The organism is Saccharospirillum salsuginis, assembly GCF_014651855.1.
Taxonomy (GTDB): Bacteria; Pseudomonadota; Gammaproteobacteria; order Pseudomonadales; family Natronospirillaceae; genus Saccharospirillum; species Saccharospirillum salsuginis.
Map to the genome: position 1 here is coordinate 63,429 of NZ_BMXR01000002.1, position 22,951 is coordinate 86,379.

23 protein-coding genes are annotated in these 22,951 nt (G+C 60.7%); 6 read left to right on the forward strand and 17 right to left on the reverse strand.

Annotated elements, in window-relative coordinates; translation table 11 throughout:
• Nucleotides 1-5: 5 nt before the first annotated feature.
• The 5 genes from metW to IE111_RS03495 all read right to left on the reverse strand — a co-directional run bounded on the left by metW (nt 6) and on the right by IE111_RS03495 (nt 4,044).
• Complete coding sequence (gene metW / locus IE111_RS03475) at nt 6-596, reverse strand: methionine biosynthesis protein MetW (protein WP_189607114.1); 591 nt, start codon at nt 594-596, stop codon at nt 6-8.
• Nucleotides 596-1,744 carry a homoserine O-succinyltransferase MetX gene (gene metX / locus IE111_RS03480; RefSeq protein ID WP_189607115.1) on the reverse strand — a complete coding sequence of 383 codons (1,149 nt, stop codon included), beginning with the start codon at nt 1,742-1,744 and terminating at the stop codon, nt 596-598. Before metX ends, metW begins: the two co-directional genes overlap by 1 nt.
• A gap of 61 nt (nt 1,745-1,805) precedes the next feature.
• Entirely contained in the window at nt 1,806-2,423 is a 618-nt protein-coding gene (locus tag IE111_RS03485; RefSeq protein WP_189607116.1) for a YggT family protein, read from the reverse strand.
• Between the two features lie 58 nt (nt 2,424-2,481).
• Complete coding sequence (proC, locus tag IE111_RS03490; protein ID WP_189607117.1) at nt 2,482-3,303, reverse strand: pyrroline-5-carboxylate reductase; 822 nt, start codon at nt 3,301-3,303, stop codon at nt 2,482-2,484.
• A 36-nt stretch (nt 3,304-3,339) separates the two neighbouring features.
• On the reverse strand, nt 3,340-4,044 hold the full coding sequence (locus IE111_RS03495; RefSeq protein ID WP_189607118.1) for a YggS family pyridoxal phosphate-dependent enzyme: 705 nt from the start codon (nt 4,042-4,044) through the stop codon (nt 3,340-3,342).
• 247 nt (nt 4,045-4,291) lie between these two features.
• Here IE111_RS03495 and IE111_RS03500 point away from each other — a divergent pair, with 247 nt between their 5' ends.
• Nucleotides 4,292-5,326 carry a type IV pilus twitching motility protein PilT gene (locus IE111_RS03500; protein ID WP_189607119.1) on the forward strand — a complete coding sequence of 345 codons (1,035 nt, stop codon included), beginning with the start codon at nt 4,292-4,294 and terminating at the stop codon, nt 5,324-5,326.
• Between the two features lie 729 nt (nt 5,327-6,055).
• A complete protein-coding gene (locus IE111_RS03505; RefSeq protein WP_189607120.1) occupies nt 6,056-7,183 on the forward strand; it encodes a PilT/PilU family type 4a pilus ATPase in 1,128 nt (375 codons plus the stop codon).
• 139 nt (nt 7,184-7,322) lie between these two features.
• Here the strand turns inward: IE111_RS03505 and IE111_RS03510 are convergent, their stop codons facing one another.
• The 11 genes from IE111_RS03510 to IE111_RS03560 all read right to left on the reverse strand — a co-directional run bounded on the left by IE111_RS03510 (nt 7,323) and on the right by IE111_RS03560 (nt 18,379).
• Complete coding sequence (locus IE111_RS03510) at nt 7,323-7,820, reverse strand: response regulator (protein ID WP_189607121.1); 498 nt, start codon at nt 7,818-7,820, stop codon at nt 7,323-7,325.
• Nucleotides 7,821-8,082: 262 nt separating this feature from the next.
• The gene (astB, locus tag IE111_RS03515; RefSeq protein ID WP_189607122.1) at nt 8,083-9,423 is read right to left on the reverse strand and encodes an N-succinylarginine dihydrolase; all 1,341 of its coding nucleotides are present in this window, start codon (nt 9,421-9,423) and stop codon (nt 8,083-8,085) included.
• The gene (gene astD / locus IE111_RS03520; RefSeq protein ID WP_189607123.1) at nt 9,420-10,889 is read right to left on the reverse strand and encodes a succinylglutamate-semialdehyde dehydrogenase; all 1,470 of its coding nucleotides are present in this window, start codon (nt 10,887-10,889) and stop codon (nt 9,420-9,422) included. The genes astB and astD overlap by 4 nt, the downstream gene beginning before the upstream one ends.
• Complete coding sequence (gene astA / locus IE111_RS03525) at nt 10,882-11,934, reverse strand: arginine N-succinyltransferase (RefSeq protein ID WP_189607124.1); 1,053 nt, start codon at nt 11,932-11,934, stop codon at nt 10,882-10,884. The genes astD and astA (IE111_RS03525) overlap by 8 nt, the downstream gene beginning before the upstream one ends.
• Before the next feature lie 14 nt (nt 11,935-11,948).
• Nucleotides 11,949-12,962 (reverse strand): arginine N-succinyltransferase, encoded by a 1,014-nt coding sequence (astA, locus tag IE111_RS03530; RefSeq protein WP_189607125.1) that lies wholly within the window; start codon nt 12,960-12,962, stop codon nt 11,949-11,951.
• Between the two features lie 80 nt (nt 12,963-13,042).
• Nucleotides 13,043-14,248, reverse strand: a complete 1,206-nt coding sequence (locus IE111_RS03535; protein ID WP_308427485.1) for an aspartate aminotransferase family protein — start codon at nt 14,246-14,248, stop codon at nt 13,043-13,045.
• Between the two features lie 453 nt (nt 14,249-14,701).
• Nucleotides 14,702-15,385, reverse strand: coding sequence for an SIR2 family NAD-dependent protein deacylase (locus IE111_RS03540; protein WP_189607127.1), 684 nt, complete (start codon nt 15,383-15,385; stop codon nt 14,702-14,704).
• A gap of 53 nt (nt 15,386-15,438) precedes the next feature.
• The gene (locus tag IE111_RS03545) at nt 15,439-15,948 is read right to left on the reverse strand and encodes a GNAT family N-acetyltransferase (protein ID WP_189607128.1); all 510 of its coding nucleotides are present in this window, start codon (nt 15,946-15,948) and stop codon (nt 15,439-15,441) included.
• Entirely contained in the window at nt 15,949-16,488 is a 540-nt protein-coding gene (locus IE111_RS03550) for a GNAT family N-acetyltransferase (protein WP_229805198.1), read from the reverse strand. It lies immediately after the preceding gene.
• A gap of 88 nt (nt 16,489-16,576) precedes the next feature.
• The gene (locus tag IE111_RS03555) at nt 16,577-17,998 is read right to left on the reverse strand and encodes a serine hydrolase domain-containing protein (RefSeq protein WP_189607129.1); all 1,422 of its coding nucleotides are present in this window, start codon (nt 17,996-17,998) and stop codon (nt 16,577-16,579) included.
• 51 nt (nt 17,999-18,049) lie between these two features.
• The gene (locus IE111_RS03560) at nt 18,050-18,379 is read right to left on the reverse strand and encodes a hypothetical protein (protein WP_189607130.1); all 330 of its coding nucleotides are present in this window, start codon (nt 18,377-18,379) and stop codon (nt 18,050-18,052) included.
• 132 nt (nt 18,380-18,511) lie between these two features.
• Here IE111_RS03560 and IE111_RS03565 point away from each other — a divergent pair, with 132 nt between their 5' ends.
• The 3 genes from IE111_RS03565 (at nt 18,512) to IE111_RS03575 (ending at nt 20,882) form a co-directional block, all read left to right on the forward strand.
• A complete protein-coding gene (locus IE111_RS03565; RefSeq protein WP_189607131.1) occupies nt 18,512-19,063 on the forward strand; it encodes an RNA polymerase sigma factor in 552 nt (183 codons plus the stop codon).
• The gene (locus IE111_RS03570; protein ID WP_189607132.1) at nt 19,060-19,458 is read left to right on the forward strand and encodes a hypothetical protein; all 399 of its coding nucleotides are present in this window, start codon (nt 19,060-19,062) and stop codon (nt 19,456-19,458) included. The genes IE111_RS03565 and IE111_RS03570 overlap by 4 nt, the downstream gene beginning before the upstream one ends.
• 98 nt (nt 19,459-19,556) lie before the next feature.
• A complete protein-coding gene (locus tag IE111_RS03575; protein WP_189607133.1) occupies nt 19,557-20,882 on the forward strand; it encodes a DEAD/DEAH box helicase in 1,326 nt (441 codons plus the stop codon).
• A gap of 17 nt (nt 20,883-20,899) precedes the next feature.
• On the opposite strand, the gene IE111_RS03580 is transcribed toward IE111_RS03575, so the two are convergent.
• Entirely contained in the window at nt 20,900-21,658 is a 759-nt protein-coding gene (locus IE111_RS03580; protein WP_189607134.1) for a substrate-binding periplasmic protein, read from the reverse strand.
• A gap of 199 nt (nt 21,659-21,857) precedes the next feature.
• Here IE111_RS03580 and IE111_RS03585 point away from each other — a divergent pair, with 199 nt between their 5' ends.
• Complete coding sequence (locus tag IE111_RS03585) at nt 21,858-22,844, forward strand: prenyltransferase (RefSeq protein WP_189607135.1); 987 nt, start codon at nt 21,858-21,860, stop codon at nt 22,842-22,844.
• Nucleotides 22,845-22,951 lie beyond the last annotated feature (107 nt).

Consider the following 22,951-nt stretch of genomic DNA (forward strand, 5'->3'; position numbering starts at 1 on the left):
GATGCTCACCTCGTTATGTGATAGAGGGCGATTTCGCCCAGCAAGTTGGGCAGTAGACGGATCTTCCAGTTGGCTTCGTGGTTCCGGTCCACCACCGTCCTTTCCAGTATTTTAATGCCTCGTTCGTGACACAACACTTCGAAGTCGCGAAAGGTGAAGAAGTGAATGTTCGGCGTTTCGTACCAGGCATACGGCAACGATTCCGACACCGGCATCCGGCCGCGAAAACCCAGGTAGGCCCGGGTGGTCCAGTGACCGAAGTTGGGGAAGGTGACGATGGCCTCCCTCCCGATGCGCAACATCTCCTCGACGATGCGATCCGGCTTGGTGGTCTGCTGCAACGACTGGCTCATGATGACGGTGTCGAAACTCTGGTCATCGAAGTCGTCCAGGCCGTTGTTCAGATCGCGGTGGATGACATCCACGCCGCGCCGCACGCATTCGACGATGTTGCCGGTGTCGATCTCCAGGCCGTAGCCGCTCACTTGTTTGTGGTCGCGCAGCAGCGCGAGCAGGGACCCGTCGCCGCAGCCCAGGTCGAGCACCCGGCTGGTGGGGTTCACCCACCGTTGAATATAGTCCAGATCCGGTCTCATCAAGCGGCACCTCCGGTTTCGAGCGACCCCAGGAAGCCCTTGATCAGGTCGACGTACTCCGGGATGGGGAACAGGAAGGCGTCGTGGCCCTGTGGCGCGTCGATTTCCAGGTAGCTGACCGGGCGCCGCGCCTTGACCAGGGCGCGGACGATTTCCTCGCTGCGGTCCGGCGCGAAACGCCAGTCGGTGCTGAACGAGGCCACCAGAAAGCGGCACCGGCTTTGGCTCAGGCAACGGGCCAGATCGTTGTCGTGGTCGGCGGCCGGGTCGAAGTAGTCGAGGGCTTTGGTCATCAACAAATAGGTATTGGCATCGAACTGGTCCGAAAAGTTTTCACCCTGATAGCGCAGGTAGCTTTCCACTTCGAAGTCGACGTCGTAGTTGAAATTCAGTGTGCCCGAACGCAGATCGCGGCCGAATTTCTCGCGCATGGCGCTGTCCGACAAATAGGTGATGTGACCCAGCATGCGCGCCAGCATCAGGCCTTTTTTCGGACGGGTGTCGTGATCCATGTAGTAGCCCTGGTGGAAGTCCGGGTCACTGGCGATCGCCTGGCGGGCCACTTCGTTGAAGGCAATGTTCTGGGCGCTGAGCTTGGGCGCGGCGGCGATAACGGCGCAACCGCGCATCCGCTCCGGATAGTCGATCGACCAGCGCAGCGCCTGCATGCCGCCGAGACTGCCGCCGATGACGGCGTGCCAGCGTTCGATGCCAAGCCGGTCCGCCAGGCGGGCCTGGCTTTTCACCCAGTCGCGTACGGCCATGATCGGGAAATCCGGACCGTAGGGGCGGCCGGTTGCCGGGTCGATACTGGTCGGGCCGGTGGAGCCGTGACAGCCGCCCAGGTTATTGACCGAGACCACGAAATAGTGGTTTGTGTCGATCACCTTACCGGGGCCGATGCAGGCGTCCCACCAGCCGGGTTTGCGGTCGTCCATGCTGTGGTAGCCGGCGGCGTGGTGATGGCCGCTCAACGCATGGCAGATCAGAATGGCGTTGGAGCGGTCCGCGTTCAGCGTGCCGTAGGTTTCGTACACCAGTTGATAGGACGGCAGTGTCCGGCCGCTGCGCAACGGCAACGGTTCATCGAAGGTCGCTGTTTGAGGGCTGATCAGACCTACGCTGTCAGCCGGGATGTCTGTGGGCATGAAGGGTCTTTCCTGGGGCCTGGGACGGGACCGGCGCGAGGGCCGGCCCGTGAACGTCTGATCAGAGGCCGATGAACGGACTGAAGCCTCGGGTGCTGTATCTCAGGACTTCGTAGAAGCCGGTGGGAGGCAACACCATTCGACCGAGGATGAAATCACGCAGGATGATCAGCACCAGGAAGGCCACGATGTAGGACAGATCCAGCATGCCGACCTGCAGGTTCAGTTTGCGGAACGGTCCGACGAACGGTTCGACCATCTGCGCCATGAAGCCGAGCAGGGGGTTTTGCTGGCCCATCGAGATCCAGCTGCCCACGGCCACGATGATCATGCTCCACTGCAGCACCGTCAGGATGATGCCGGCCACGGCGATGAGGGCCCAGACGACGATCTGGCCAAGGTTGGCCAGCGGATTGGTGCCCATCAAACCGAAGATCATCAGGGCGAGGATGATCTGGCCGACCCAGATGCAGAACAGGGCAGAGAAATCCAGCCCGGCATAGCCCGGAATGATCCGCCGCAGCGGCATCAGGAACGGATTGGTGATTTTCAGGACCGTTTGCGCCAGCGGGTTATAGACATCGGCTCGCGCGACCTGGGCCAGGAATCGGGCCACCAAAGCGATCAATACAATGGCGAAGGCCGTTTTCAGGATCAGAACCAGAATTTCGCCCAGCATGGGGGACTCCTTTATTTGAAGATGACAGTCGTACGCGTGATTCGGCCTGGCGGTTCGGTCAGTCCGCCAGTGCCTTGGACAGTTCGATCGAGCGATGGTGACAGGCTTCCATGGCCCGCGCCACCACAGCGTCGATGTCGTCCCGCTCGAAACTCAGGATGGCCTGTTCGGTGGTGCCCTTGGGCGAGCATACCTTGCGCCGCAGCTCGGCCGGTGATTCGCCGGTCTCCTGAACCATTTTCGCCGCGCCGAGGGCGGTCTGCGCGATCAGGGCGCTGGCGGTCGCGGCGTCCAGCCCCTGGGCCTCGGCCGCCTTCTGCATGGCTTCCATAAAGCGGAAAAAATAGGCCGGGGCGCTGCCACTGGCGGCCGTTACGGCATGCAAATCGTCCTCGCGGTCGACCCAGACGGCCGTGCCGATGCCGGAGAAAATGCTTTCCACGGCGCCTTTCTCACCGTCACTGACGCGGGCGTTGGCATAGAGGCCGGTGGAACCGGTCATCACCAGAGCCGGGGTATTCGGCATGGTCCGCACGATGGCGAAACCGCCGCCGATCCAGCGGTCGATGCTCTCGGCGGTGACTCCGGCGGCGACGCTGACCACCAGCGGGTTGCGCGCCTTGAATTCGGACGCCAGCGGCTCGACGACAGACTTCAGCGCTTGCGGCTTCACCGCCAACACAACGATGTCACAGGCCCGGATCAGGGTGGCGTTGTCCGCCGTGGCGTGCAGGCCCTTGTGGTCGAACGCCTGGCGCTTGTCCTCGTTGCGATCGCAGATCCAGATCCGATCCGCGGGAAAACCGCTGGCCAGCATACCGTCGATGATGGCGCCGGCCATGTTGCCTGCGCCGATGAAGCCGATGGTGGGGTCGTGCATGCGATTCTCCTTTTGTGCCGGTATTGGGCTGGCGATTCAGCGGTGACGTTGTCCGAAAATGGCGCTGCCGACCCGGACATGGGTGGCACCGCACTCAATGGCGATCTCGAAATCCTGACTCATGCCCATGGACAGGGCCTGACAGTCCGGAAAGTCTGTAATAAGGGTGTCTCTCAGGCTTTTCAATTGCAAGAACTGGGCTTTCAGCTCGGCCTCCGGCAGATCCAGCGCCGGAATCGCCATCAGACCGGCGAGTCGCAGGCGCGGCAGTTCACTCACCGACCGGGCCAGTTCGGTCACCTCGTCCGGCGTGACGCCGGACTTGGCCGGATCCCGGCTGATATTGACCTGCAGGCAGACATTCAACGGCGGTATCGATTCCGGGCGTTGATCGGACAGACGCCGAGCGATCTTCAGCCGGTCGATGGTCTGCACCCAGTCGAAACGCTCGGCGATGGCCCGCGTCTTGTTGCTCTGCAGCGGCCCGATGAAATGCCAGACCGGCCGGGGGCCGCTCCAGGCATCGACCTTGTCGACCGACTCCTGAACGTAGTTCTCGCCCAGATCCGTCGCGCCGGCGGAGACGGCGGCCAGCAGGTCCGCCAACGGCCAGGTTTTGCTGACCGCGACCAGGGTGACGTCGTCGGCGGAGCGGCCGGCGCGTTCGCAGGCGGAACGGATGCGGGCCTTTACGGAGGCGAGATTGTCGGCAATGGCGTTGGCGTGAGGTTCGCTGTTCACTGGATGTCCATCGAGGTTGCTGGGGTTGTCGCGCCGCACGCTCGCAAATCCGCCGCCTTCGGTTACACTGAATGACAACCGAATTCTAAGGCGGCTTTTGCAGGCTGTGTCTCAAAACCCGAGAGCATAACTGTTTTGGCGCTGCCTGAGTATTGTATCTTTTCCTGTCCGGGATGTGTCAGGCCGAGTACCCGTTGCCTAGAGACGGAGGCCGCACCCGGAAACGACCGTAGTATTGGGGAACTGAATGGACATTACCGAACTGCTCGCCTTCAGCGCGAAACAGAACGCATCCGACCTTCACCTGTCCGCCGGCCTGCCGCCGATGATCCGGGTGGATGGCGACATCCGGCGTATCAACCTGCCGGCCCTGGCCCATAAAGAAGTGCACGCGCTGATCTACGACATCATGAACGACAAGCAGCGCAAGGATTTCGAGGAATTCCTGGAGACCGACTTCTCGTTCGAAGTGCCCGGCGTGGCGCGTTTCCGGGTCAACGCCTTCACCCAGAACCGGGGCTCCGGCGCCGTTTTCCGGACCATTCCGTCCAAAGTACTGACCATGGAAGACCTGGGCATGGGCCAGGTCTTCAAGGACGTCGCCTCCGTGCCGCGCGGCATCGTTCTGGTGACCGGTCCGACCGGCTCGGGTAAGTCCACCACCCTCGCGGCGATGATGAACTACCTGAACGAGACCAAGTACGAGCACATCCTCACCATCGAGGACCCGATCGAATTCGTGCACGAATCCAAGAAGTGCCTGGTCAACCAGCGCGAAGTTCACCGCGACACCCACGGCTTCTCCGAAGCCCTGCGCTCGGCGCTGCGGGAAGACCCCGACATCATCCTGGTCGGCGAGCTGCGGGACCTGGAAACCATCCGCCTGGCGCTGACCGCCGCCGAAACCGGCCACCTGGTGTTCGGCACCCTGCACACCACCTCAGCCGCCAAGACCATCGACCGGATCGTCGATGTCTTCCCGGCCGAGGAAAAGTCGATGATCCGCTCGATGCTGTCGGAATCCCTGCAGGCGGTGATTTCACAGACGCTGCTGAAGCGCAACGGCGGCGGCCGGGTCGCGGCACACGAGATCATGATCGGCACCCCGGCGATCCGGAACCTGATACGCGAAGACAAAGTGGCCCAGATGTACTCGGCCATCCAGACCGGTGCCCAGGTCGGCATGCAGACACTCGACCAGTGCCTCGCCAACCTGGTCCAAAAAGGCATGATTTCCCGGGAGATCGCGCGCGAGAAGGCCAAACAGCCTGAGAGTTTCTGAGGCCCGGTATTGTTTTGTGGCTGTGGTTGACTCTTGCTGGGTTGGCTTGGGAGCCGTGGGTCCGCGGCCGGTGGTGGGTGTACCCCTGGCGGTTCGCCGCAAGTACGTCCATGTAGGCTCGGCGGCCCGCATCCCTGCGGGCCGACGCCCGCCAGGCGCACACCCACCACCGGTCGCTTACAACGGTGTCACCGAAACGTCCGAGATATGAACGGCCAGTCGAGTAGGGTGGGCACGGCCCACCATGGAAGGATAACTCGGCTCCGGCTCGTCTCCCGGTTGAATGGTGTAGGCTGGGGTTGCTTACCAAAAGCTGGTGGGCAATGCCCACCCTACTTGACTAATGATTGGCGGAACTTGCTGTACTGCAAAGTGAATACATAACAAGCGCACGGTGGCGGGTGTCCCCGTGACGGACGTCGGCCCGCAGGGATGCGGGCCGTCGAGCTTACATGGAAGTACTTGCAGCGGTCCGTCAGGGGGAGCACCCGCCATCGGGCGCGAACGATTGGCACGATGCCTACCCAGTAAAAGAGGTAGAAGGCACAGATACAAACGACAGGCACGATGCCTACCCAGCAAAAGGGGTAGAAGGCACAGACACAAACGACTGGCACAATCGGACCCGGATAAAAGGTGCCACAGGCACAAACCCAAACGATTGGCACAACACAATTAGTGACCAAGCCTCCAGACCAACCTCTGGAGCAATGAGAACTGGAAACGGCTATGGAATTTGATCGATTACTGCGTTTGATGGTGGAAAAAGGGGCCTCGGACATGTTCGTCACCGCCGGGGTGCCGCCGAGCATGAAAGTGCACGGGCAGATCGTGCCGGTGACCAAGAACCCGCTGAGCCCCGAGAAAACCCGGGAACTCGTGCTGTCCGTCATGACCGACAAGCAACGGGTCGAATTCGCCGAAACCCAGGAGTGTAACTTTGCCATCTCCGCCCGGGGCATCGGCCGCTTCCGGGTCAGTGCGTTTCACCAGCGCAACCTTGCCGGCATGGTGCTGCGTCGCATTGAAACCCGGATTCCGCGTGTCGAAGAGCTGGGTCTGCCCGAGATTATCAAGAAACTCGCCATGACCAAGCGCGGTCTGGTGTTCTTTGTCGGGGCGACCGGTACCGGTAAGTCGACCAGTTTGTCGGCGATGATCGGTCACCGGAACCGGAATTCGAAAGGCCATATCATCTCCATCGAGGACCCGATCGAATTCATTCACCAGCACGAAAGCAGCATTGTTACCCAGCGCGAAGTCGGGATCGATACCGACAGTTTCGAGGTCGCCCTGAAAAACACCCTGCGTCAGGCGCCGGATGTGATCATGATCGGGGAGGTGCGGACCAAGGAAACCATGGACTACGCCATGGCGTTCGCCGAAACCGGTCACCTGTGTCTGGCCACCCTGCACGCCAACAACGCCAACCAGGCGCTGGACCGCATCATGCACTTCTTCCCGTCGGACCGGCAGCGTCAGCTGTGGATGGACCTGTCCTTGAACCTCAAGGGCATTGTCGCCCAGCAGTTGATTCCCACGCCGGATGGTCAGGGCCGTAAGGCGATCATCGAGGTGCTGGTGAATACGCCGCTGGTATCGGACCACATCCGCAAAGGCGAGGTGCATCTGTTGAAGGACTTGATGGCCAAGTCCAATGAGCAGGGGATGCAGACGTTCGATCAGGCGTTGTTCAAAGCCTATTCACGGGGCGAAATCACCTACGAGGACGCTCTGGCGTACGCGGATTCAGCGAACGACCTGCGTCTGATGATCAAGCTGGATCAGGAAACCGACCCCGGCCATCTGACCGGTCAGGCGGCCAAGCTCTCGATTCAGGGAACGGACGATTATTAATTGCGGGTAGGGCGGATGTCGTCCGACACTTCGGGCGACAGCGTCATCCGCCGTTTCTAACTGAGGCAAGCGCTGGATTCAGGGGCTGGTCGGATAGCGGAGGATATCGCCTTCGGCTCTTCCGCCCTACATGCAACGATCAATGCTGGGTCTGGCTGGTCCTCATGACCCTCAAATCCCGATAGTTCCTGAGCCCGCCGTACATCATGGTATGGAATTTCTGGGCGGTCAGTTCGGTCTTCTCTTTGTAATCATTGATGTCGTAATCGCGCACCACGTCGGATTCCGGCGCGCTGCCGGGTTGGCCGGTGCGCAGGACAAGGCGGGTAATGTGGTTGCCGACTTCCTCGCGGATGGCTTTCACCAGGTCGAGGCCGGCCTGTTCGGTTTCCATCACTACGTCGATGATGGCCATGGCCAGATCGTCGCCGAGCTTGTGGGCGATGGCCAGGCCTTCTTCGGCGCTGGACGCGGTGTGAACGACCAGGGGTTGGTCTTCAAACAGGAATCGGCGCAGAGCCAGGCGGGTGACGGCATGGACCTCCGGTTCGTCGTCGACGACCAGTACTTGCCATCCCTGTTCGGCTTCAGAGGGTTTGCCGGTGGTTTCATCCGCCAGCCAATCGATCGATGACATCCTGTATCCTCCGGTGACGGCATACTCGCTGGAGAGTCTGCCGGTAAACAGCAGACATACGTCACCACGTTCGTTTTCGATCACTTAAAGATAGCTGAATTTATAACCAATGCAATGGAAAAGGCCGTGTAGGAGCGCGCACCGTGCGCGACTCGGGAGTCAAAGACCATGATGGGTCGCGCACAGCGTACGCTCCTACAGGCTCACCATGATTATCTACACCCCTCTCCCACCGGGAGAGGGGCTGGGGGAGAGGGGCAAATTAGAGTTGGAACGGATAGATATTGCCGACTTTGGTAATCCGCGTCAGCTCATCCAGCGCCTCGCGGCTTTCGATCAACAGCTGCGGGTCGGCCAGGTCGGCCTGGGTCAGGCTGTCGCGGTAGTGCCGGTCTACCCAGTCGTTCAGGGTGGTGAACAGGGTGTCGTTCATGATCACGCCCTGGTCCATGGCCTGGTATTCGGTCTCGTTCAGCGCTACACGCAGACGCAGGCAGGCGGGGCCGCCGCCGTTCTGCATGGACTGTTTGAGATCGAATACCTGGACGGTGTTGATCGGGTTGGTCTTGTCGTCGACCAGCCGGTCCAGATAGTCGGACACCGGTTGAACCTCGCGACATTCGCCCGGCACGACCAGCATCATGGAGCCGTCTTCCTTGCTCAGCAATTGGCTGTTGAACAGGTAGGAGCGCACGGCGTCCTGAACCGACACCGCGTCGGTCGGCACCCGAACGGCGATCAGTTCGACATCGCCCAGTTTGCGTTGCAGTTCGTCCAGTACGGCCTCGGTGCGGTCGAAGGCTTCTTGGTGGTAGAACAGGACGTTGCCGTTGCCGACGGCGATGACGTCGTTGTGGAAGACGCCGGCGTCGATGGTTTCGGGCTTTTGCAGCGCGAACACGGCCCGGCTCTCGTCCAGACCGTGCAGACGGGCGATGGCCTGGCTTGCTTCCAGAGTTTGACGAGCCGGGAACTTCGTCGGTCTCGGCGCGTCGTTGTTGAACGCTTCCTGACCGTAGACGAACAGTTCCACGCCCGGCTCGTCGTAACGCCCGCAAAAGCGGGTGTGGTTGGCCGCGCCCTCGTCGCCGAAGAAGCTGACGGCGGGCAGGGCGTCGTGATGCGCGAAGTGTTGCTCGTTACTGAAGATGGCCTTGAGCATCCGCGTGGTGGTCGGGTGCTCGATCGAGCGGTGGAACTTGGCGTTCAGGTTGGCCGCGGTGAAGTGGACCCGACCGTCGGCCGTGTCCGCGCTCGGCGAAACGGTTCCGGCGTTCGCCGTCCACATGCAGGAGGCGGAACTGACGGCACTGAGGATCGCCGGGTTCTGTTTGGCCACCTTGGCCAGGACCTCCGCGTCGGTGCCGGAATAACCGAGTTCACGCAGCGTCCAGATAGCCGGCCGCTCGTGTGGCAGCAGGATGCCCTGGCGAAAGCCCATGTCGGCCAGCGCCTTCATTTTCAGCAGGCCCTGCTTGGCGGCCTCTTTCGGGTTTGAAACACCGGCTTCGTTGCTCAGCGAGGCGATGTTGCCATAGGACAGGCCGGCGTAGTTGTGGGTCGGCCCGACCAGCCCGTCCAGGTTCATTTCAAACGACGTCATAGATTCATCCCCGGTGAAGTCTGGGCGGGTTTCGCCATCTTCGGCGCTTCCATGGAGGCGATCGGGTAGGCGCAGTAGTCCGCCGCGTAGTAGGCCGAGGCACGGTGGTTGCCGCTGGCGCCGACGCCGCCGAACGGCGCGGTGCTGGCCGCACCGGTGATCGGCTTGTTCCAGTTGACGATACCGGCGCGGATTTCCTCGAAGAAATGCTCGTACTTGGACCGGTCGTTCGAAAGCAGGCCGGCGGACAGGCCGTAGCGGGTAGCGTTGGCGCCTTCGATGGCGTCGTCGAAGCTGTCGTAGCGATAAACACTCAGCAGTGGGCCGAAATATTCCTGGTCCGGTACGTCTTTGGCATCGGTCAGGTCGACAATGCCCGGGGTCAGCAGGGCGGTGCCTGCTTCGGCCGATGTCATTTCCAGCAGGATCTTGCCGCCACGGCCGACCAGGTCCTGTTGCGCCTTGAGCAGGTTCTCGGCGGCGTCCAGGGAGACGACCGAGCCCATGAACGGTTGATCGTCGGCGTCGTAGTGGCCGACGGTCAGGTTGCGCGAGGCCTCGATCAGCTTGTTCAGGAAGGCATCGCCGTGCTCGCCCTTGGGAATGAACAGGCGGCGGGCGCAGGTGCAGCGCTGACCGGCGGAAATGAACGCACTGAACAGGACGTGGTGCAGGGCCGCGTCCTCGTCAATGTCGGTATCGACAATCAAGGGGTTGTTGCCGCCCATTTCCAGCGCCAGGATCTTGCCCGGCTGGCCGCCGTATTGCTTGTGCAGCAGTTCACCGGTCTGCGAGGAGCCGGTGAAGAACAGGCCGTCGATACCGGCGTGGCCGGCCAGGGCGATGCCGGTTTCCTTGGCGCCTTGCACCAGGTTGATGACACCCTCCGGCAGGCCGGCGGCCTGCCACAGACGCACGGTTTCCTCGGCGGTTTTCGGCGTCAGTTCACTCGGTTTGAACACCACGGCGTTACCGGCGATTAGCGCCGGAACGATGTGACCGTTGGGCAGGTGGCCGGGGAAGTTGTAAGGGCCGAAGACAGCGACGACACCGTGCGGGCGGTGGCGCAAGACGGCTTCGCCGTCCGCCAATTCGCTGTGTTTCTCGCCGGTGCGTTCTTCATAAGCTTTAACGGAAATGTCGACCTTGCCGATCATGGCGCCGACTTCGGTGCGCGCTTCCCACAGCGGCTTGCCGGTCTCCGAGCCGATGACGCGGGCGAGGTCTTCTTTATGCGCTTCCAGCTGTTCGGCGAAGCGGCGACAGATGGCGATGCGCTCATCCAGCGAATGTTTTTTCCAGCCGCGGAACGCGGTACGGGCCGCCTTGACCGCCGCGTCCACGTCGTCGGCATTGGCGGTCTTGCCTTCCCAGACCACAGCCTGGGAAATCGGGTTGATGGATTGCAGGTTGTCGCCGTGGCCGTCTTGCCACTGGCCGTTGATCAGGAGTCTGGGTTCAGGCATCGGACGATCTCCGTGGTCGCAGCGCGACGGCTCGCACTGAATCGCCGTTGTCGACGTTCAAGTGCTCGGCCTGGGCCGCGCTCAGGTGAAGGGTGGAATCCTGGAGGGCGGTGCTGTTGACCAGCACCACGCGGTAATCTTCGAAACGACGGTTGGACACCAGGGTCAAACCGTCCTTGCGGGTCAGGTCCGGCTCGGGGGCGTCGGTCCGGATCTCGACATCGATTGTCCGGCTGTCCTTGACGGCACGGATGTCGGCGATGCGAGCCGATACGGTCGGGCCGCCGTCGAAGATGTCGACATAACCGTTGAAGTCGAAACCTTCGGCACGCAGCATCGCCAACGCCGGTTCGGTGTCCGGGTGAACCTGGCCGATGACGCGTTGCGCTTCGGGCGAGAGCATGGGCGCGTAGATCGGGAACTTCGGCATCAGTTCGGCGATGAACGCCTTGTTGCCGAGCCCGGTCAGATAATCCGCGTCCGAGAACTCCATCTGGAAGAAATGTCGGCCGAGGCTTTCCCAGAACGGGCTCTGACCCTGTTCATCACTGTAGCCGCGCATTTCGGCGATGATGGTGCGGCCGAACAGCTCCTGAAATTCCGCCAGGAACAGATAGCGGCTCTTGCTCAGCAACTGGCCGTTCTGGTTCTTGCGGTAGTCCGGCATCAGGAACAGGGTGCAGATTTCGCTGCTGCCGGTCAGGTCGTTGCTCAGGTACAGCGTCTGGGTGATCTTGTGCACGCCGATGTCTTTCGACGAGTGCACCGTCTTGCCGACGTGGTAGTTGTACCAGATGTCGTCGTGGCCGATGCTCGCCTCCAGCGCGCAGATACCGGCGATGTCCTTGGTGGCCGGGTCGATCATGGCAAACAGATAGAGACGGTCTTTTTCCGGCAGCTCCTTGTTGAAGGAGGCCACGGCCTTGTCGAGCTTGGCCTGCATCTTTTGCCGGTTGTCCGGCAAGGTGGTGACGCCGACGCCGGAGTTCTTGGCCATGGTGCACAAATAGTCGATGTCGGCCGGGATAACGGGGCGAATGTACATGGTCGTTCCCTTCCTTACAGCGGCGCGTAGGCGATGGCATCCCCTTCGGAGACGTTCAACGCCTCCGCGACTTCCAGGGGTATGCGAATGGTTTCCCCGATGCCATCGACCAGGGTGCCGATGGTGCAACGGAAATCGTTCAGCGAGCGGTTGCTGATCAGATATTTCATGCCGCCCACCACGTCGCTCGGGCGCGCCTTTTTGTGGCGCACATGCTTGAGCGTGAACAGGTTCAACAGGTCGCCGGACAATACCGGACCGCCATCGAACGGGTCGATGAACTGGGTCTTGTCGAAGCCTTCGCGGTAGAACAATTGGCAGGCGCGGTTGGCGGCTTCATGATTCTGGGCGATGTTGCCCCGGGCTTCCTCGGGCAACAACGGCACGTAGATCGGGTGCTGCGGAATCAGTTCGGACATGAAGGTCTTGCTCTTCACGCTGCAGTAATAGTCCGCCGTGTTGAAGTCGATGCCGAAGAAGTGACGGCCGACGGCATCCCAGAACGGGCACTCGCCCTTGTCGTTGAATATGCCCTGCACTTCGATAATAACCTGACGCTGGAAACGCTCCGGCAGGCAGGCCATGAACAACAGGCGCGCGCGCGACAGCAGATCGAACGCTTCGGTTTGCTTGACCCGGGGTTCGATAGCGAACGAACGCAGCAGGGTTTTGCCGGTCAATTCATGTGATAAAAACAGGATCGGCACCTTGGAGCTGACGTTCAGATGGTGTGAGGCGTGCACCACTTCATCGATCCGGTAGTTGAAAAACGGATAACCACCCCCGGCTTCGGTGTCGACGCCGGCCGTACCCAGCAATTCCTGTTGCTCGGTGTCCTCCAAAACGAACAGGAAGGACGCTGGTCCGTCCTGGTCGATGCCGGTATTGAAGGCATCGTCCGACTGGCCGATTTTCTCCGACAGCTTGTCCCGGGCCGACGGCAGAGTGGTCACGCGGGCATCGGTGGCGTCCAGCAATCGTTCGATGCTGGTCAGATCCACGAAATTACTCGGGCGAACAACGAGCATGTTGATTCCTCTCGAACAAGGGCCGCGGAGCGGCCCAGCTGATTTCCCTCAAGGGATCGCGAGACGAAGGGTGAGCGGCCTTAGCCGACCACCTTCTCGATGGCTTTTTCCAGGCGTGCCAGACCTTCATCGATGTCGGCATCCGGAATGATCAGAGACGGGGCGAAACGCAACACGTTCGGTCCGGCGACCAGCAGCATGGCCCCTTCGTCCAGTGCCGCGCCCAGGAATTCCTTGGCTTTGCCCTGCCATTCGTCGACCAGTTCGGCACCGATCAGCAGGCCCATGCCCCGCACTTCCTTGAACAGGTGGAAGCGCTCGTTGATCTTGGCCAGACCGTCACGGATGCGCTGGCCCTTGGCTTCAACGCCGTCCAGCACACCGGGAGCGGTCAGGGTTTCGATCACCGCCAGGGATACGGAACAGGCCAGCGGGTTGCCGCCGTAGGTGGACCCGTGAGTGCCGACGCCCAGGCTCTTGGCACACTCGTCGGTGGTCAGCATGGCGCCGATCGGGAAGCCGCCGCCCAGGGCTTTGGCCGTGGTCAGTACGTCCGGTGTGACGCCATACTTCTGGTAGGCGTACAGCTCGCCGGTGCGACCGACGCCGGATTGAACTTCGTCAAAAATCAGCAGGGCATCGTGCTTGTCACAGAGCGCGCGCAGGCCTTCCAGGTATTCTTTCTTGCCCGGCGTCACGCCACCTTCACCCTGAATCGGCTCGACGATAACGGCCGCCGTCTTGTCGGAAATCTGGGCTTCCATCGCCGCCAGGTCGTTGTAGGGCACGTGGCTGATGCCGCCCGGGGTCGGCTCGAAGCCTTCCTTGTATTTGGCCTGGCCGCCGACGGAGACGGTGAACAATGTCCGGCCGTGGAAGGAGCTCAGCGTGGAGATGATTTCATGCTTGTCGTCGCCGTGCTTCAGCCAGGCATGACGGCGGGCCAGCTTCAGCGCCGCTTCGTTGGCTTCGGCACCGCTGTTGCAGAAATAGACCTTGTCGGCGAAAGTCAGATCGGTCAGCTTCTTCGCCAGGGCGATGGCCGGCTCGTTGGTCATGACATTGGACAGGTGCCACAGCTTGTTGCCCTGGCTGGTGAGCGCCTCGACCAGGGCGGGGTGGGCGTGACCCAGGGCGCTTACCGCGATGCCGCCGGCAAAGTCGATGTATTCACGGCCGTCCTGATCCCAGATGTGCGAGCCTTCGCCGCGTACCGGGATGATTTTGCCCGGGGCATAGTTGGGGACCATGACGTCATCAAACTGTTCTCTTGTAATATCGCTCATCTCGACTTCCATCGGTTCGGGTTGGGGCGCGGTACAAGCCGCAGCACGGGGCCCAACGAGTGTGTCTGGTGGCGAACCCCGGTCGACAAACCAAACGGAACCGGGGGTCGGTGATGGGATCATTCTAGAGAAATGCGCGCCGGACCTTTAACAAGGGTGCGACACGGGGTTATAGAGTCAGAACCCCAAGAGGGGCACTTGTAGGGTGGGCACTGCCCACCGAGAAAGCATACTGCACCACAGACATTCAACACAGCCTCCTTTTAATGTAGGTTGGATTAGCCAAAGGCGTAATCCAACAAAAATCGCCACAGGGATGGCCAAGAGGCACGTTTGGTGTTGGATTACGCTGCGCTACCGGAACGCCGGCCGATCCAACCTACAAGCGCTTGGTACGGAAGCCGTGTATAACTTTCGTGGTGCACGATACGTCCATGGTGGGCGGTGCCCACCCTACACATGCCCCAGCCACTGTTTCGCCAGCGCTGGCAAAGCCTCGTCCGCGGGCGTCTGAATGAAACGAAACCCCTCGGGCAGGTCGAGCGGTTCGGCGTTCACCACGACTTTCTCGGCTTGATCTGCCGCATACAGCATCATTGAGGCTGCCGGCTGCACCGTCAGCGACGTTCCGACAACAATCAACCGGTCCGCCGAGGCCACAGCGTCCAGCGCTTCGTCGTAATGGTGAATAGTCTCCCCGAACCAGACCACATTCGGCCGCCAATAACCGCCGCCCGGCGTTTGTTCATCCGGATCCACGGCCGCACCGTGCAGATCTTTCCGTTGATTCGGATCGGCCGTATCGCGCACCCGGTCCAGCTCACCGTGCAGATGCAATACCCGGCTCGACCCGGCCCGCTCATGCAAACTGTCGACGTTCTGGGTCACGATGGTGGTCTCGAAACCCTCCTCGAGCCGGGCAATGGCACGGTGCGCCGCCGTCGGCTCGGCCTGCCAGGCCTTGGCGCGGCGCTCGTTGTAAAACTCGGTGACCAGGTGCCGATCACGCTGCCAGGCCTCGGGCGTCGCCAGTGTCATCGGGTCGTGGTTGCGCCACAGGCCGTCCGGTCCGCGAAACGTCGACAGCCCGGCCGAGGCACTGAGGCCGCTGCCGGAAATGATGCAGAGTTTGGGCATCGGGAAAATCTCCCAAAGGTGCAAGGTATTGTTACTGGTGATCCATGGAACGGTTACGGTAGCCGTTCAAAGTAGTCCCGCTTAAGTGATGCCACAAATCGGACTTTACGGAATCCAAGTTTAACGAGTAGCCGCTGAGAGGGACGATTGTCCTGCTTGGCAAATGCACAAATTTTGTCCAACCCCAGTGTTTCGAATCCCCAAACCGTTGCGGCCTTAGCCATCTCGTAGGCATAGCCCTTGCCGGTAAATGACGGCGCCAAAAAGTAAACCAGTTCCGGTCCCCAACCCGGTTCATCCTCGTCCATGATCAAGCCTCCCCAACCCAGTGTCTCCGATGTTTGCCGGTGAACCAGCGTCCAGGCACCGAAGCCATGCCGCCGCCAGTGTTGTTCCAGCGAGCGAAAGTAACGTTGGCTTGCGGCAAAATCGGCTGTCGAGGCTGTGAAACGCATGTGATCCTGGTCGGACAAGACATCATGAAGGGATCTTGCATCCGAGGCTTTTGCAGGTTCGAGTATCAGTCGTTCGGTTTCGATTCTGAACTCCATCGCTGAGGCCATTCAGTCGTCTAGTTCAAGCGACATTGTTCGCGACTGGGTCGTGTATCCCAATTTGGCGTAAAACGCCTGGGCGCTGTCATTGAATTCCATGACCTGAAGCTTGATTTCCCGAGCACCATTCTGTCTGGCCCAACTGGCGACCGCGTCCAGTAAAGCCTTGCCAACCCCGGTTGAGCGATTCGCTTCGTCGACCACGATGGTTTTAACCCAGCATATAGGTACGGTTGTCAGAAAAGGGATGTCGGTATTGCGATGGATGTTCGCGGTCACGAAGCCGATCAAACGGTCATCCTGTTCGGCCACCCAGATGTGGATGTCCGGATCTTTGAGATTCTTGACCAGATATTCCCGATCCTTTTGACCGGGCGGCACAAAGACCTGTGGGGCCTTGTCATGATGATACCAGGCGATTTGGGTATTCAATCGTTCCAGTTCGTTCAGGTCCCTGTCGTTCGCGAGGCGGATGTTCACTCCTTGTCTCCAGGCTGTTTGTGATGGATTTGAAACCTCGTATTTATCAGACGCTTTAAACGTGATCAAACATTTCCCCGTTTTTCTGTATTCACCGGATGTAAACGGGGGCGGGCATCACAAAAGCTACGCAAGCCAGGATTCCCACCCGTGTATTTCAAGAACCCGGTTGTGTGAATTCAGCGCTCACATCAAGCAAGCGATTGATCCACACTTTACTGTCACTGGATGTCCAGTGGTCATCCAAACGAAAATCTTTGCCTTCACCCGATCCCAATATCATCAGTTGGTTCATAACATCCGCCTGGCTCAGTTCACCTCGATGCATGCGGACGACAAAGTCATCGATGGCGGCGCGGGCCCTTGCCAACTCGCTGTCGCTTAAACCGGAAGGTTCGATCAGGCCGACCTGGGCGGCGTGGAGCAGTTTTAGCGTGAATGAGGGCGAGCCCGCGATGAAATTCACCATGTTCCAATGCATCGAACCGGGCAGGGATTGCAGGTAGTGCCAGGTATCGGTGTCGCGTTGATGCAGGATGTCGTCGGACTTTGGCCAGGTTGCTTCCAGCAAGGGGCGGACTACGAGTTCTCCGTTGGAGCTGTTGGTCAGGATCACCAGACCGTCGCCGGATTCGGGGTCGATAAACACCTGGGTCCGCACGCCGGACTCACGGCCGTCGTGTTCCAGTACCGTGCGGTCGTCCAAAAGGAGCAGGCGCCAGCCCAGTCCGAAAAATTCCCAGGGGTCGTCGTGTTGCGATTGCAGGCTCGTCATTTCCCGGAACCCGGCATCGCTCAGTCCCGCGCCGCCGGCAACCCAGGCCGCAAAGTCGGCGTAGTCACCGATGGTCGTGAACGTGTTGGCGGCCGCATTGGTGCTGCGGTGCTCGAGGTAACCCACATCGAGTGGTGAGGCGGATTCGTCGTAGCCGGTGGCGATGCGTGGTTCGAGACGGCGATGCCAGCCGTAGTGGGTGTGGTTCAGGTTCAACGGCCCGGTCACGTACTGGCTCATCAGGGCGTCCATGGATTGACCGGTCCGCCGCTCCAGTGCGCGGCGCAGGTATTCAAACCCTTCGCCCGAATACTCGTGGCGGGTTCCGGGGTCGAACATGAAGAAGAGCGGGTTATTGCCGCGCCAGTTGGGCAGGCCGGTCTGGTGGCTCAGCGACAAACGGGCCGTCAATTGACGGTGTCTCGGGTCGTCCTGGATATCCGGGTCCACCCAGCCGTTGGCCAGGGGTTCGTCGAGGGTGGTGCGACCGTCCTGAATCAGATGCATCACCATGACAGCGAACATCGGTTTGGTCAGGGATGCGACATTGAACAGCGTCTGCCGGGTAACGGGGCGGTTGGCATCGGCCCGGCCGAAGGTACCGATCCAGACGACGTTTCCGGCTGCGATTCGCGCCAGTGCCAGGCCGGGCACGTCGTACAGATTCATGGTGTCAGTCACTACCCGCCGGATGGGGTCGGGCGGGGTGCCGGGTTGTGTTGCGTGGGTCGTGCCGGCCAGCGCCGACAGTATGGCGAGCGTTAACGTCAGGGCGCGGGCGGGCCTGGACGGGAATCTGTCCATTGTGGATCTCCTTTGTATGGGATGGGTGGGTTCGGGAAGGCGTTCGTCAGGTCACAGTCGTCGGCCCAGCCACATGGACAGTAAAGCGCCGAATCCGGCCATGATGGAAATCACCCCGTATGTGACCGGGTTATTCACACCCAGGCCGATCCATCCAACCAGTACCAGGGCCAGCCCGACGCTGATGCCCATCACCCCCCAGGTCAGCCGGACCTGTTTCCGCTTGTCGCGACCGGCTTCCAGGATGGACCGGGCCACGTCGGCGTCGCTCTGGGTATCGGTCACGCGTTTGCGTACGCCGGCGTCGGCCAGAATGCGCACGGCGATCAGCAGGCAAAGGGCCAGCACGATGGGGATGAGAATGGCGATGATGTCGTACAAAACGAATCTCCTGTGCGGTGACGACGTCTTGATGGGATAGATACCCTCGGCGCCCAACCGGTTGCAGCCAAAGGTCACAAAATGCAGGCCGTGCGTTGCAACCGATTCGGCAACGGACGTATCTATGAATGCATGACGAATGACCGAACCCTGGTAACCCAGGCGCTCGATGGCAGCGCGGAGGGTTTCAAACAGCTTGTGGCGCAGCACCAGGCGTTGGTTTGGCATGTGGTGTATCGCATGGTGCACAACGAGGAGGACGCCCGCGAGCTGAGCCAGGACGTCTTCCTGCGGGTTTTCCAGCGTCTGGGGCAGTTCCGGTTCGAGAGTTCGTTGGCGACCTGGATTGGTCGCATCGCCTACAGCCGGGCGGTGCGTCATCTGGAGCGCAAGCGGTTGCCCTTGGTGGCGGATGAAGACGCCGTGTTGGCGGTGCCCGACCCCGGCGCGGACAGCGACCCGCTCGTCGGTACCGACCGGGCCCGGAACCGTGCACGTGTGCAGGCGGCCTTGTCCCGCTTGGCGCCATTGCCGCGCACCATCGTCTCGCTGTATCACTTGCAGGGGCTGACCACGGCGGAAATCGCCCTGATGACGGACTTACCGGCGGGCACGGTTAAGAGCCACCTGTTCAGAGCGCGCCAGTCCCTGAAAACCTGGCTGACCGAAGAGGAAATCACATGACAACGGACACTGACGATTCACCGGAATGGCGCCGGCAGATTCGGGTCGAGCGGTCGACGTCGGAACCATCGGATCCTGTTGATGCCGCTTATTTCCGTCTGTACCGGATGCTTGAGGAACCGCTTCCGGTTACCGCACCCAAGGATCTGGCGGACCGGGTCGTTCGCCGCCGCTCCCGGGCGATTCGTTGGAACCGTCTGCAGTGGGCGGTGCTTGCCGTTTTGTCGGTCGGCGTCGGCGTCTATGGCCTGGCACTGAGCTTGTCTTCGCTGGCGAACACCGCCGGCGCCCCGATGATGGTGATGCCCAGGATCGAATGGCCTCTGGTGGTATTCGCCTGTCTGGCCATTCTGGCGGGTGTTGGCTGGGTCGGACGGCGACATGGGGACGACTGATCCGGCCGTGCGTGGATTCACCGTCGGGATATCGGACGCCCTCTGTTATACTGCCGCCCCAATGAATGAACCCGACCTCTCCACAGGTGACCGCTTAAGTGTTTGACGAACTCGATCTGGTACCCCCGCTCTCCCGCGCCATGACCAAGCATGGAATTATCGAACCCACTGATGTCCAGGAGGCGGTCATTCCGCGTTTGCTGGACGGCAAGGATCTGCTGGTCAGCGCGCAGACCGGCAGCGGCAAGACGGTGGCCTTCATCCTGCCCATGGTCTCCCGGTTCAACCGGGCTCCGCCGCGCCATGTCGGCATTCGCGCTCTGGTCCTGGTGCCGACCCGGGAGCTGGCGCGCCAGATCCATCAGGTGTGCCGGCAACTGGGAGCGGACATCGACGTTACCGGCTACAGCCTCACCGGCGGCGCCTCCTTCAAGGAGCAAAACGCCGCCCTGCGCAAGGTACCGGACATCCTGATCGCGACGCCGGGCCGATTGAAAGAACACCTCAAGCTGGGGTCGGTCGATCTGGCGGACATCGAATATCTGGTTCTTGACGAAGCCGACCGTATGCTCGACATGGGGTTTCGCGATGACGTGCTGGAAATCACCAGTCAGTGTCCGGCCGAGCGTCAAACCATGCTGTTCTCGGCGACTCTGGATCATCGCGGTGTTATGGGCATGGCCCGCCAACTGCTGTCGGATCCGGAAACCATCGCCCTGCACGAGCAGCGTACCGTGCCCGCCAACATCAAGCAGGAATTCATGCTGGCGCACGACGATACCTTCAAGGAAAAACAGGTCCAGGCGCTGGTCCAGCAGGACACCGCCAGTCAGGTCATCATCTTCACCAATACCATTGTCAAAGCCGAACAGTTACAGGCGAAACTGCGCAGCGGCACCCGGCGCGCCGGTTTGCTGCACGGCAACCTGACACAGGAAGAGCGCAACGAAGTGGTCAGCGGCATGCGCAGCGGTAAATACAAGGTATTAGTGACCACGGACGTGGCCGCACGCGGGCTGGACTTGCCGAATGTCGGCCTGGTGATCAACTTCGACCTGGCCCGCAAGGGCGACGAATACCTGCATCGCGTCGGTCGTACCGGCCGGGCCGGACAACCGGGTCGGGCGGTCAGCCTGGTGGCACCGAACGAATGGAACCTGATGGCCAGCATTCAGCGCTATTTGGGTACAACCTTCGAGCGGGCCGAATTACCGGGGTTGAAGAGCCGCTATCAGGGGCCGGACAAGGTGCGCGCTTCGGGTAAGGCGTACGGCAAGAAAAAACCGGGCAAGCAGGACAAGGCCAAGCAAAAAGCCAAGGCGAAAACCGCCAAGAAGAGAAGGCCGGCCCGGCCGAAGCGCACCGAGGCCGAACGCGATGGTTTCACGCCGCTCAAGCGCAAGAAATCGGGCAGCGACGACTGAGTCAGGGCATCTCAGGTCTATTCCGGGAAGTATCGGGACAGAATGGCTTCGTACGTTCCATTGGCCTTGATGGCGGCCAGGCTGTCCCGTAAGGCGCGAATCAAGTCGGGGTCGCTGTCCGGGTGCATGGCCATATACAGGCTGCCCGTCAGGTCGTCAATCCGATAGGCACGCTCGATAAGCGCCATATCGAACCCGGCCGCTTTCACGCGAATCGGCATCGCGGCCTCGTCATGGGCGATCAGTTCCATTCGACCAAAATACAGCATTCGGACAATCAGATCGTCGTCGTTGGTAATTTCGAATCGTTCGAACCCCCGGTTTTCCAGGTAGGTTTTAATCACATCCTCCTGGGAGACACCAATCCGGTACGGGCGCGCGTCTTCAAGGGATTGGATAGTCAGATCGGTGTTGGACTTGAGTTTATAGAACGACGTTCGATAGGGCGCGATGACGCCAATCCATTCGAACAAGGGTTCCCGCTCGGGAATCAGGGCGATGGAGTAAATCAGAGTGTTGGGTTCGGCTTGCGCGATTTGATAGGCCCGGGCCCATGGATAAAAGTCGATGTCGGCGTCCACCCCCGCATGATCGAGTACCGCCTGGACGACCTCGGTCGAGAGACCATGGGCTTCTCCGTCGACCAGATGGTTGTAGGGCGGGAATTCCTCGGTCACGACATGCAGCGGGCCATCGGCCCAGGTCGGGAATGTCATGCTCAAGGCGAACAGCAGGGCGCTAACCGTGGATGACGAAAACGGTTGGATTGGGGGCATGGTAACGAACTTCACATCCGGACTCGGTAACTTCGCTCAGTATAGATGATTTCGCCCGCCACATTCGGAATGTCCTGTAAATTCCATTAGGCGAGGGCGGATTGTGATCAAGGTCAATCCCGGTGGTGGAAGAACCACACAGGTGGAACGATCAGTGTAAGATAGTCGATGTTGTGAACCCCGATTCGGAGTGCGTTGCATGATCCCCAGTTGGCGTGAAGTTTTGACGCAAATCCCCAGGCTCGATACCCGGGACTGGCAGGCCATGGGCCGCCTGAAACGATGGTTGGTGGCCAGCCGGGCCGCCGTCTTCGTCATGACCCTGTTTTCCGCGGGGTTGGGCATGGTGTTGGCGATTCCAGGCCAATCCTTCGATGTGCTGAACGCCGTCCTGGTGTGCATTGGTCTGGTGTTGGCTCACGGCACCAATAATCTGGTGAACGATTGGACCGATTCCAGAAAAGGCATCGACAAGGGCAATTATTTCCGCACTCAATACGGGCCTCAGCCTCTGGAAAGCGGTTTCCTTACCGAGCGGCAATTATTGGGGTACATCGCACTGACGGGTGGACTGGCGATCGCTGTTGGGCTGGTTTTGGTGCTGCGAACCGACATTCAGACCCTGTACTGGATGCTGGCGGGCGCGTTCTTTGTGCTGTTCTACACTTGGCCGCTGAAGTACATCGGGTTGGGGGAGCCCGCCGTCTGGCTGGTGTGGGGGCCTTTAATGGTGTTGGCGTCCGCCTATGTGGTTTCCGGCGACATGACAGCGACGATGATCTGGGTCAGTGCGATTTACGGCATCGGCCCCGCCACCGTGTTGTTCGGCAAGCACACCGACAAACTGGCCGAAGATCGCAAGAAAGGCGTGTATACCTTGCCGGTGTTGTTGGGCGAATCGAACAGTCGCCATACGGTCATCGGTCTGTGGGCCATTCAGTACGGTGGCCTGGCGTTGGGCGTGGGGTCCGGGGCACTGAGTCTCTGGTACCTGCTGACCTGGCTGGCCTTACCGCGTTTCATCGAAACCGCCAAACGGTTTCGAGAACCCCGACCGGTTGAAGCCCCGGTCGATCTGCCGCCCGGAGTGTGGCCGCTTTATCTGGTGGCCTTTGCGTTCGACTACAACAAACGATTCAGCGGTTGGCTGTTCCTGGCGGTATTGCTCAGTAGTGTGGTTGGGTAACGCCCTTAGTCGGGATGTTGAATGCCCCTGACTACCGGGAAACCCGGGTGTTGTGACGAAATGATGTAAACTGTCGGCCCCTGAAGCGTTGTTGTGTATCTGCGGTT

What these genes read in the sequence shown, in the direction of transcription:
- astD (WP_189607123.1), bottom strand. Translation starts at nt 10,889, where the DNA reads ATGCCTGAACCCAGACTCCTGATCAACGGCCAGTGGCAAGACGGCCAC.
- astB (WP_189607122.1), bottom strand. Translation starts at nt 9,423, where the DNA reads ATGACGTCGTTTGAAATGAACCTGGACGGGCTGGTCGGGCCGACCCAC.
- IE111_RS03505 (WP_189607120.1), top strand. Translation starts at nt 6,056, where the DNA reads ATGGAATTTGATCGATTACTGCGTTTGATGGTGGAAAAAGGGGCCTCG.
- metW (WP_189607114.1), bottom strand. Translation starts at nt 596, where the DNA reads ATGAGACCGGATCTGGACTATATTCAACGGTGGGTGAACCCCACCAGC.
- IE111_RS03580 (WP_189607134.1), bottom strand. Translation starts at nt 21,658, where the DNA reads ATGCCCCCAATCCAACCGTTTTCGTCATCCACGGTTAGCGCCCTGCTG.
- IE111_RS03570 (WP_189607132.1), top strand. Translation starts at nt 19,060, where the DNA reads ATGACAACGGACACTGACGATTCACCGGAATGGCGCCGGCAGATTCGG.
- proC (WP_189607117.1), bottom strand. Translation starts at nt 3,303, where the DNA reads ATGCACGACCCCACCATCGGCTTCATCGGCGCAGGCAACATGGCCGGC.
- IE111_RS03540 (WP_189607127.1), bottom strand. Translation starts at nt 15,385, where the DNA reads ATGCCCAAACTCTGCATCATTTCCGGCAGCGGCCTCAGTGCCTCGGCC.
- IE111_RS03510 (WP_189607121.1), bottom strand. Translation starts at nt 7,820, where the DNA reads ATGTCATCGATCGATTGGCTGGCGGATGAAACCACCGGCAAACCCTCT.
- IE111_RS03545 (WP_189607128.1), bottom strand. Translation starts at nt 15,948, where the DNA reads ATGGCCTCAGCGATGGAGTTCAGAATCGAAACCGAACGACTGATACTC.
- IE111_RS03500 (WP_189607119.1), top strand. Translation starts at nt 4,292, where the DNA reads ATGGACATTACCGAACTGCTCGCCTTCAGCGCGAAACAGAACGCATCC.
- IE111_RS03485 (WP_189607116.1), bottom strand. Translation starts at nt 2,423, where the DNA reads ATGCTGGGCGAAATTCTGGTTCTGATCCTGAAAACGGCCTTCGCCATT.
- astA (WP_189607125.1), bottom strand. Translation starts at nt 12,962, where the DNA reads ATGCTCGTTGTTCGCCCGAGTAATTTCGTGGATCTGACCAGCATCGAA.
- IE111_RS03585 (WP_189607135.1), top strand. Translation starts at nt 21,858, where the DNA reads ATGATCCCCAGTTGGCGTGAAGTTTTGACGCAAATCCCCAGGCTCGAT.
- IE111_RS03535 (WP_308427485.1), bottom strand. Translation starts at nt 14,248, where the DNA reads ATGAGCGATATTACAAGAGAACAGTTTGATGACGTCATGGTCCCCAAC.
- IE111_RS03555 (WP_189607129.1), bottom strand. Translation starts at nt 17,998, where the DNA reads ATGGACAGATTCCCGTCCAGGCCCGCCCGCGCCCTGACGTTAACGCTC.
- metX (WP_189607115.1), bottom strand. Translation starts at nt 1,744, where the DNA reads ATGCCCACAGACATCCCGGCTGACAGCGTAGGTCTGATCAGCCCTCAA.
- IE111_RS03565 (WP_189607131.1), top strand. Translation starts at nt 18,512, where the DNA reads ATGACGAATGACCGAACCCTGGTAACCCAGGCGCTCGATGGCAGCGCG.
- astA (WP_189607124.1), bottom strand. Translation starts at nt 11,934, where the DNA reads ATGTACATTCGCCCCGTTATCCCGGCCGACATCGACTATTTGTGCACC.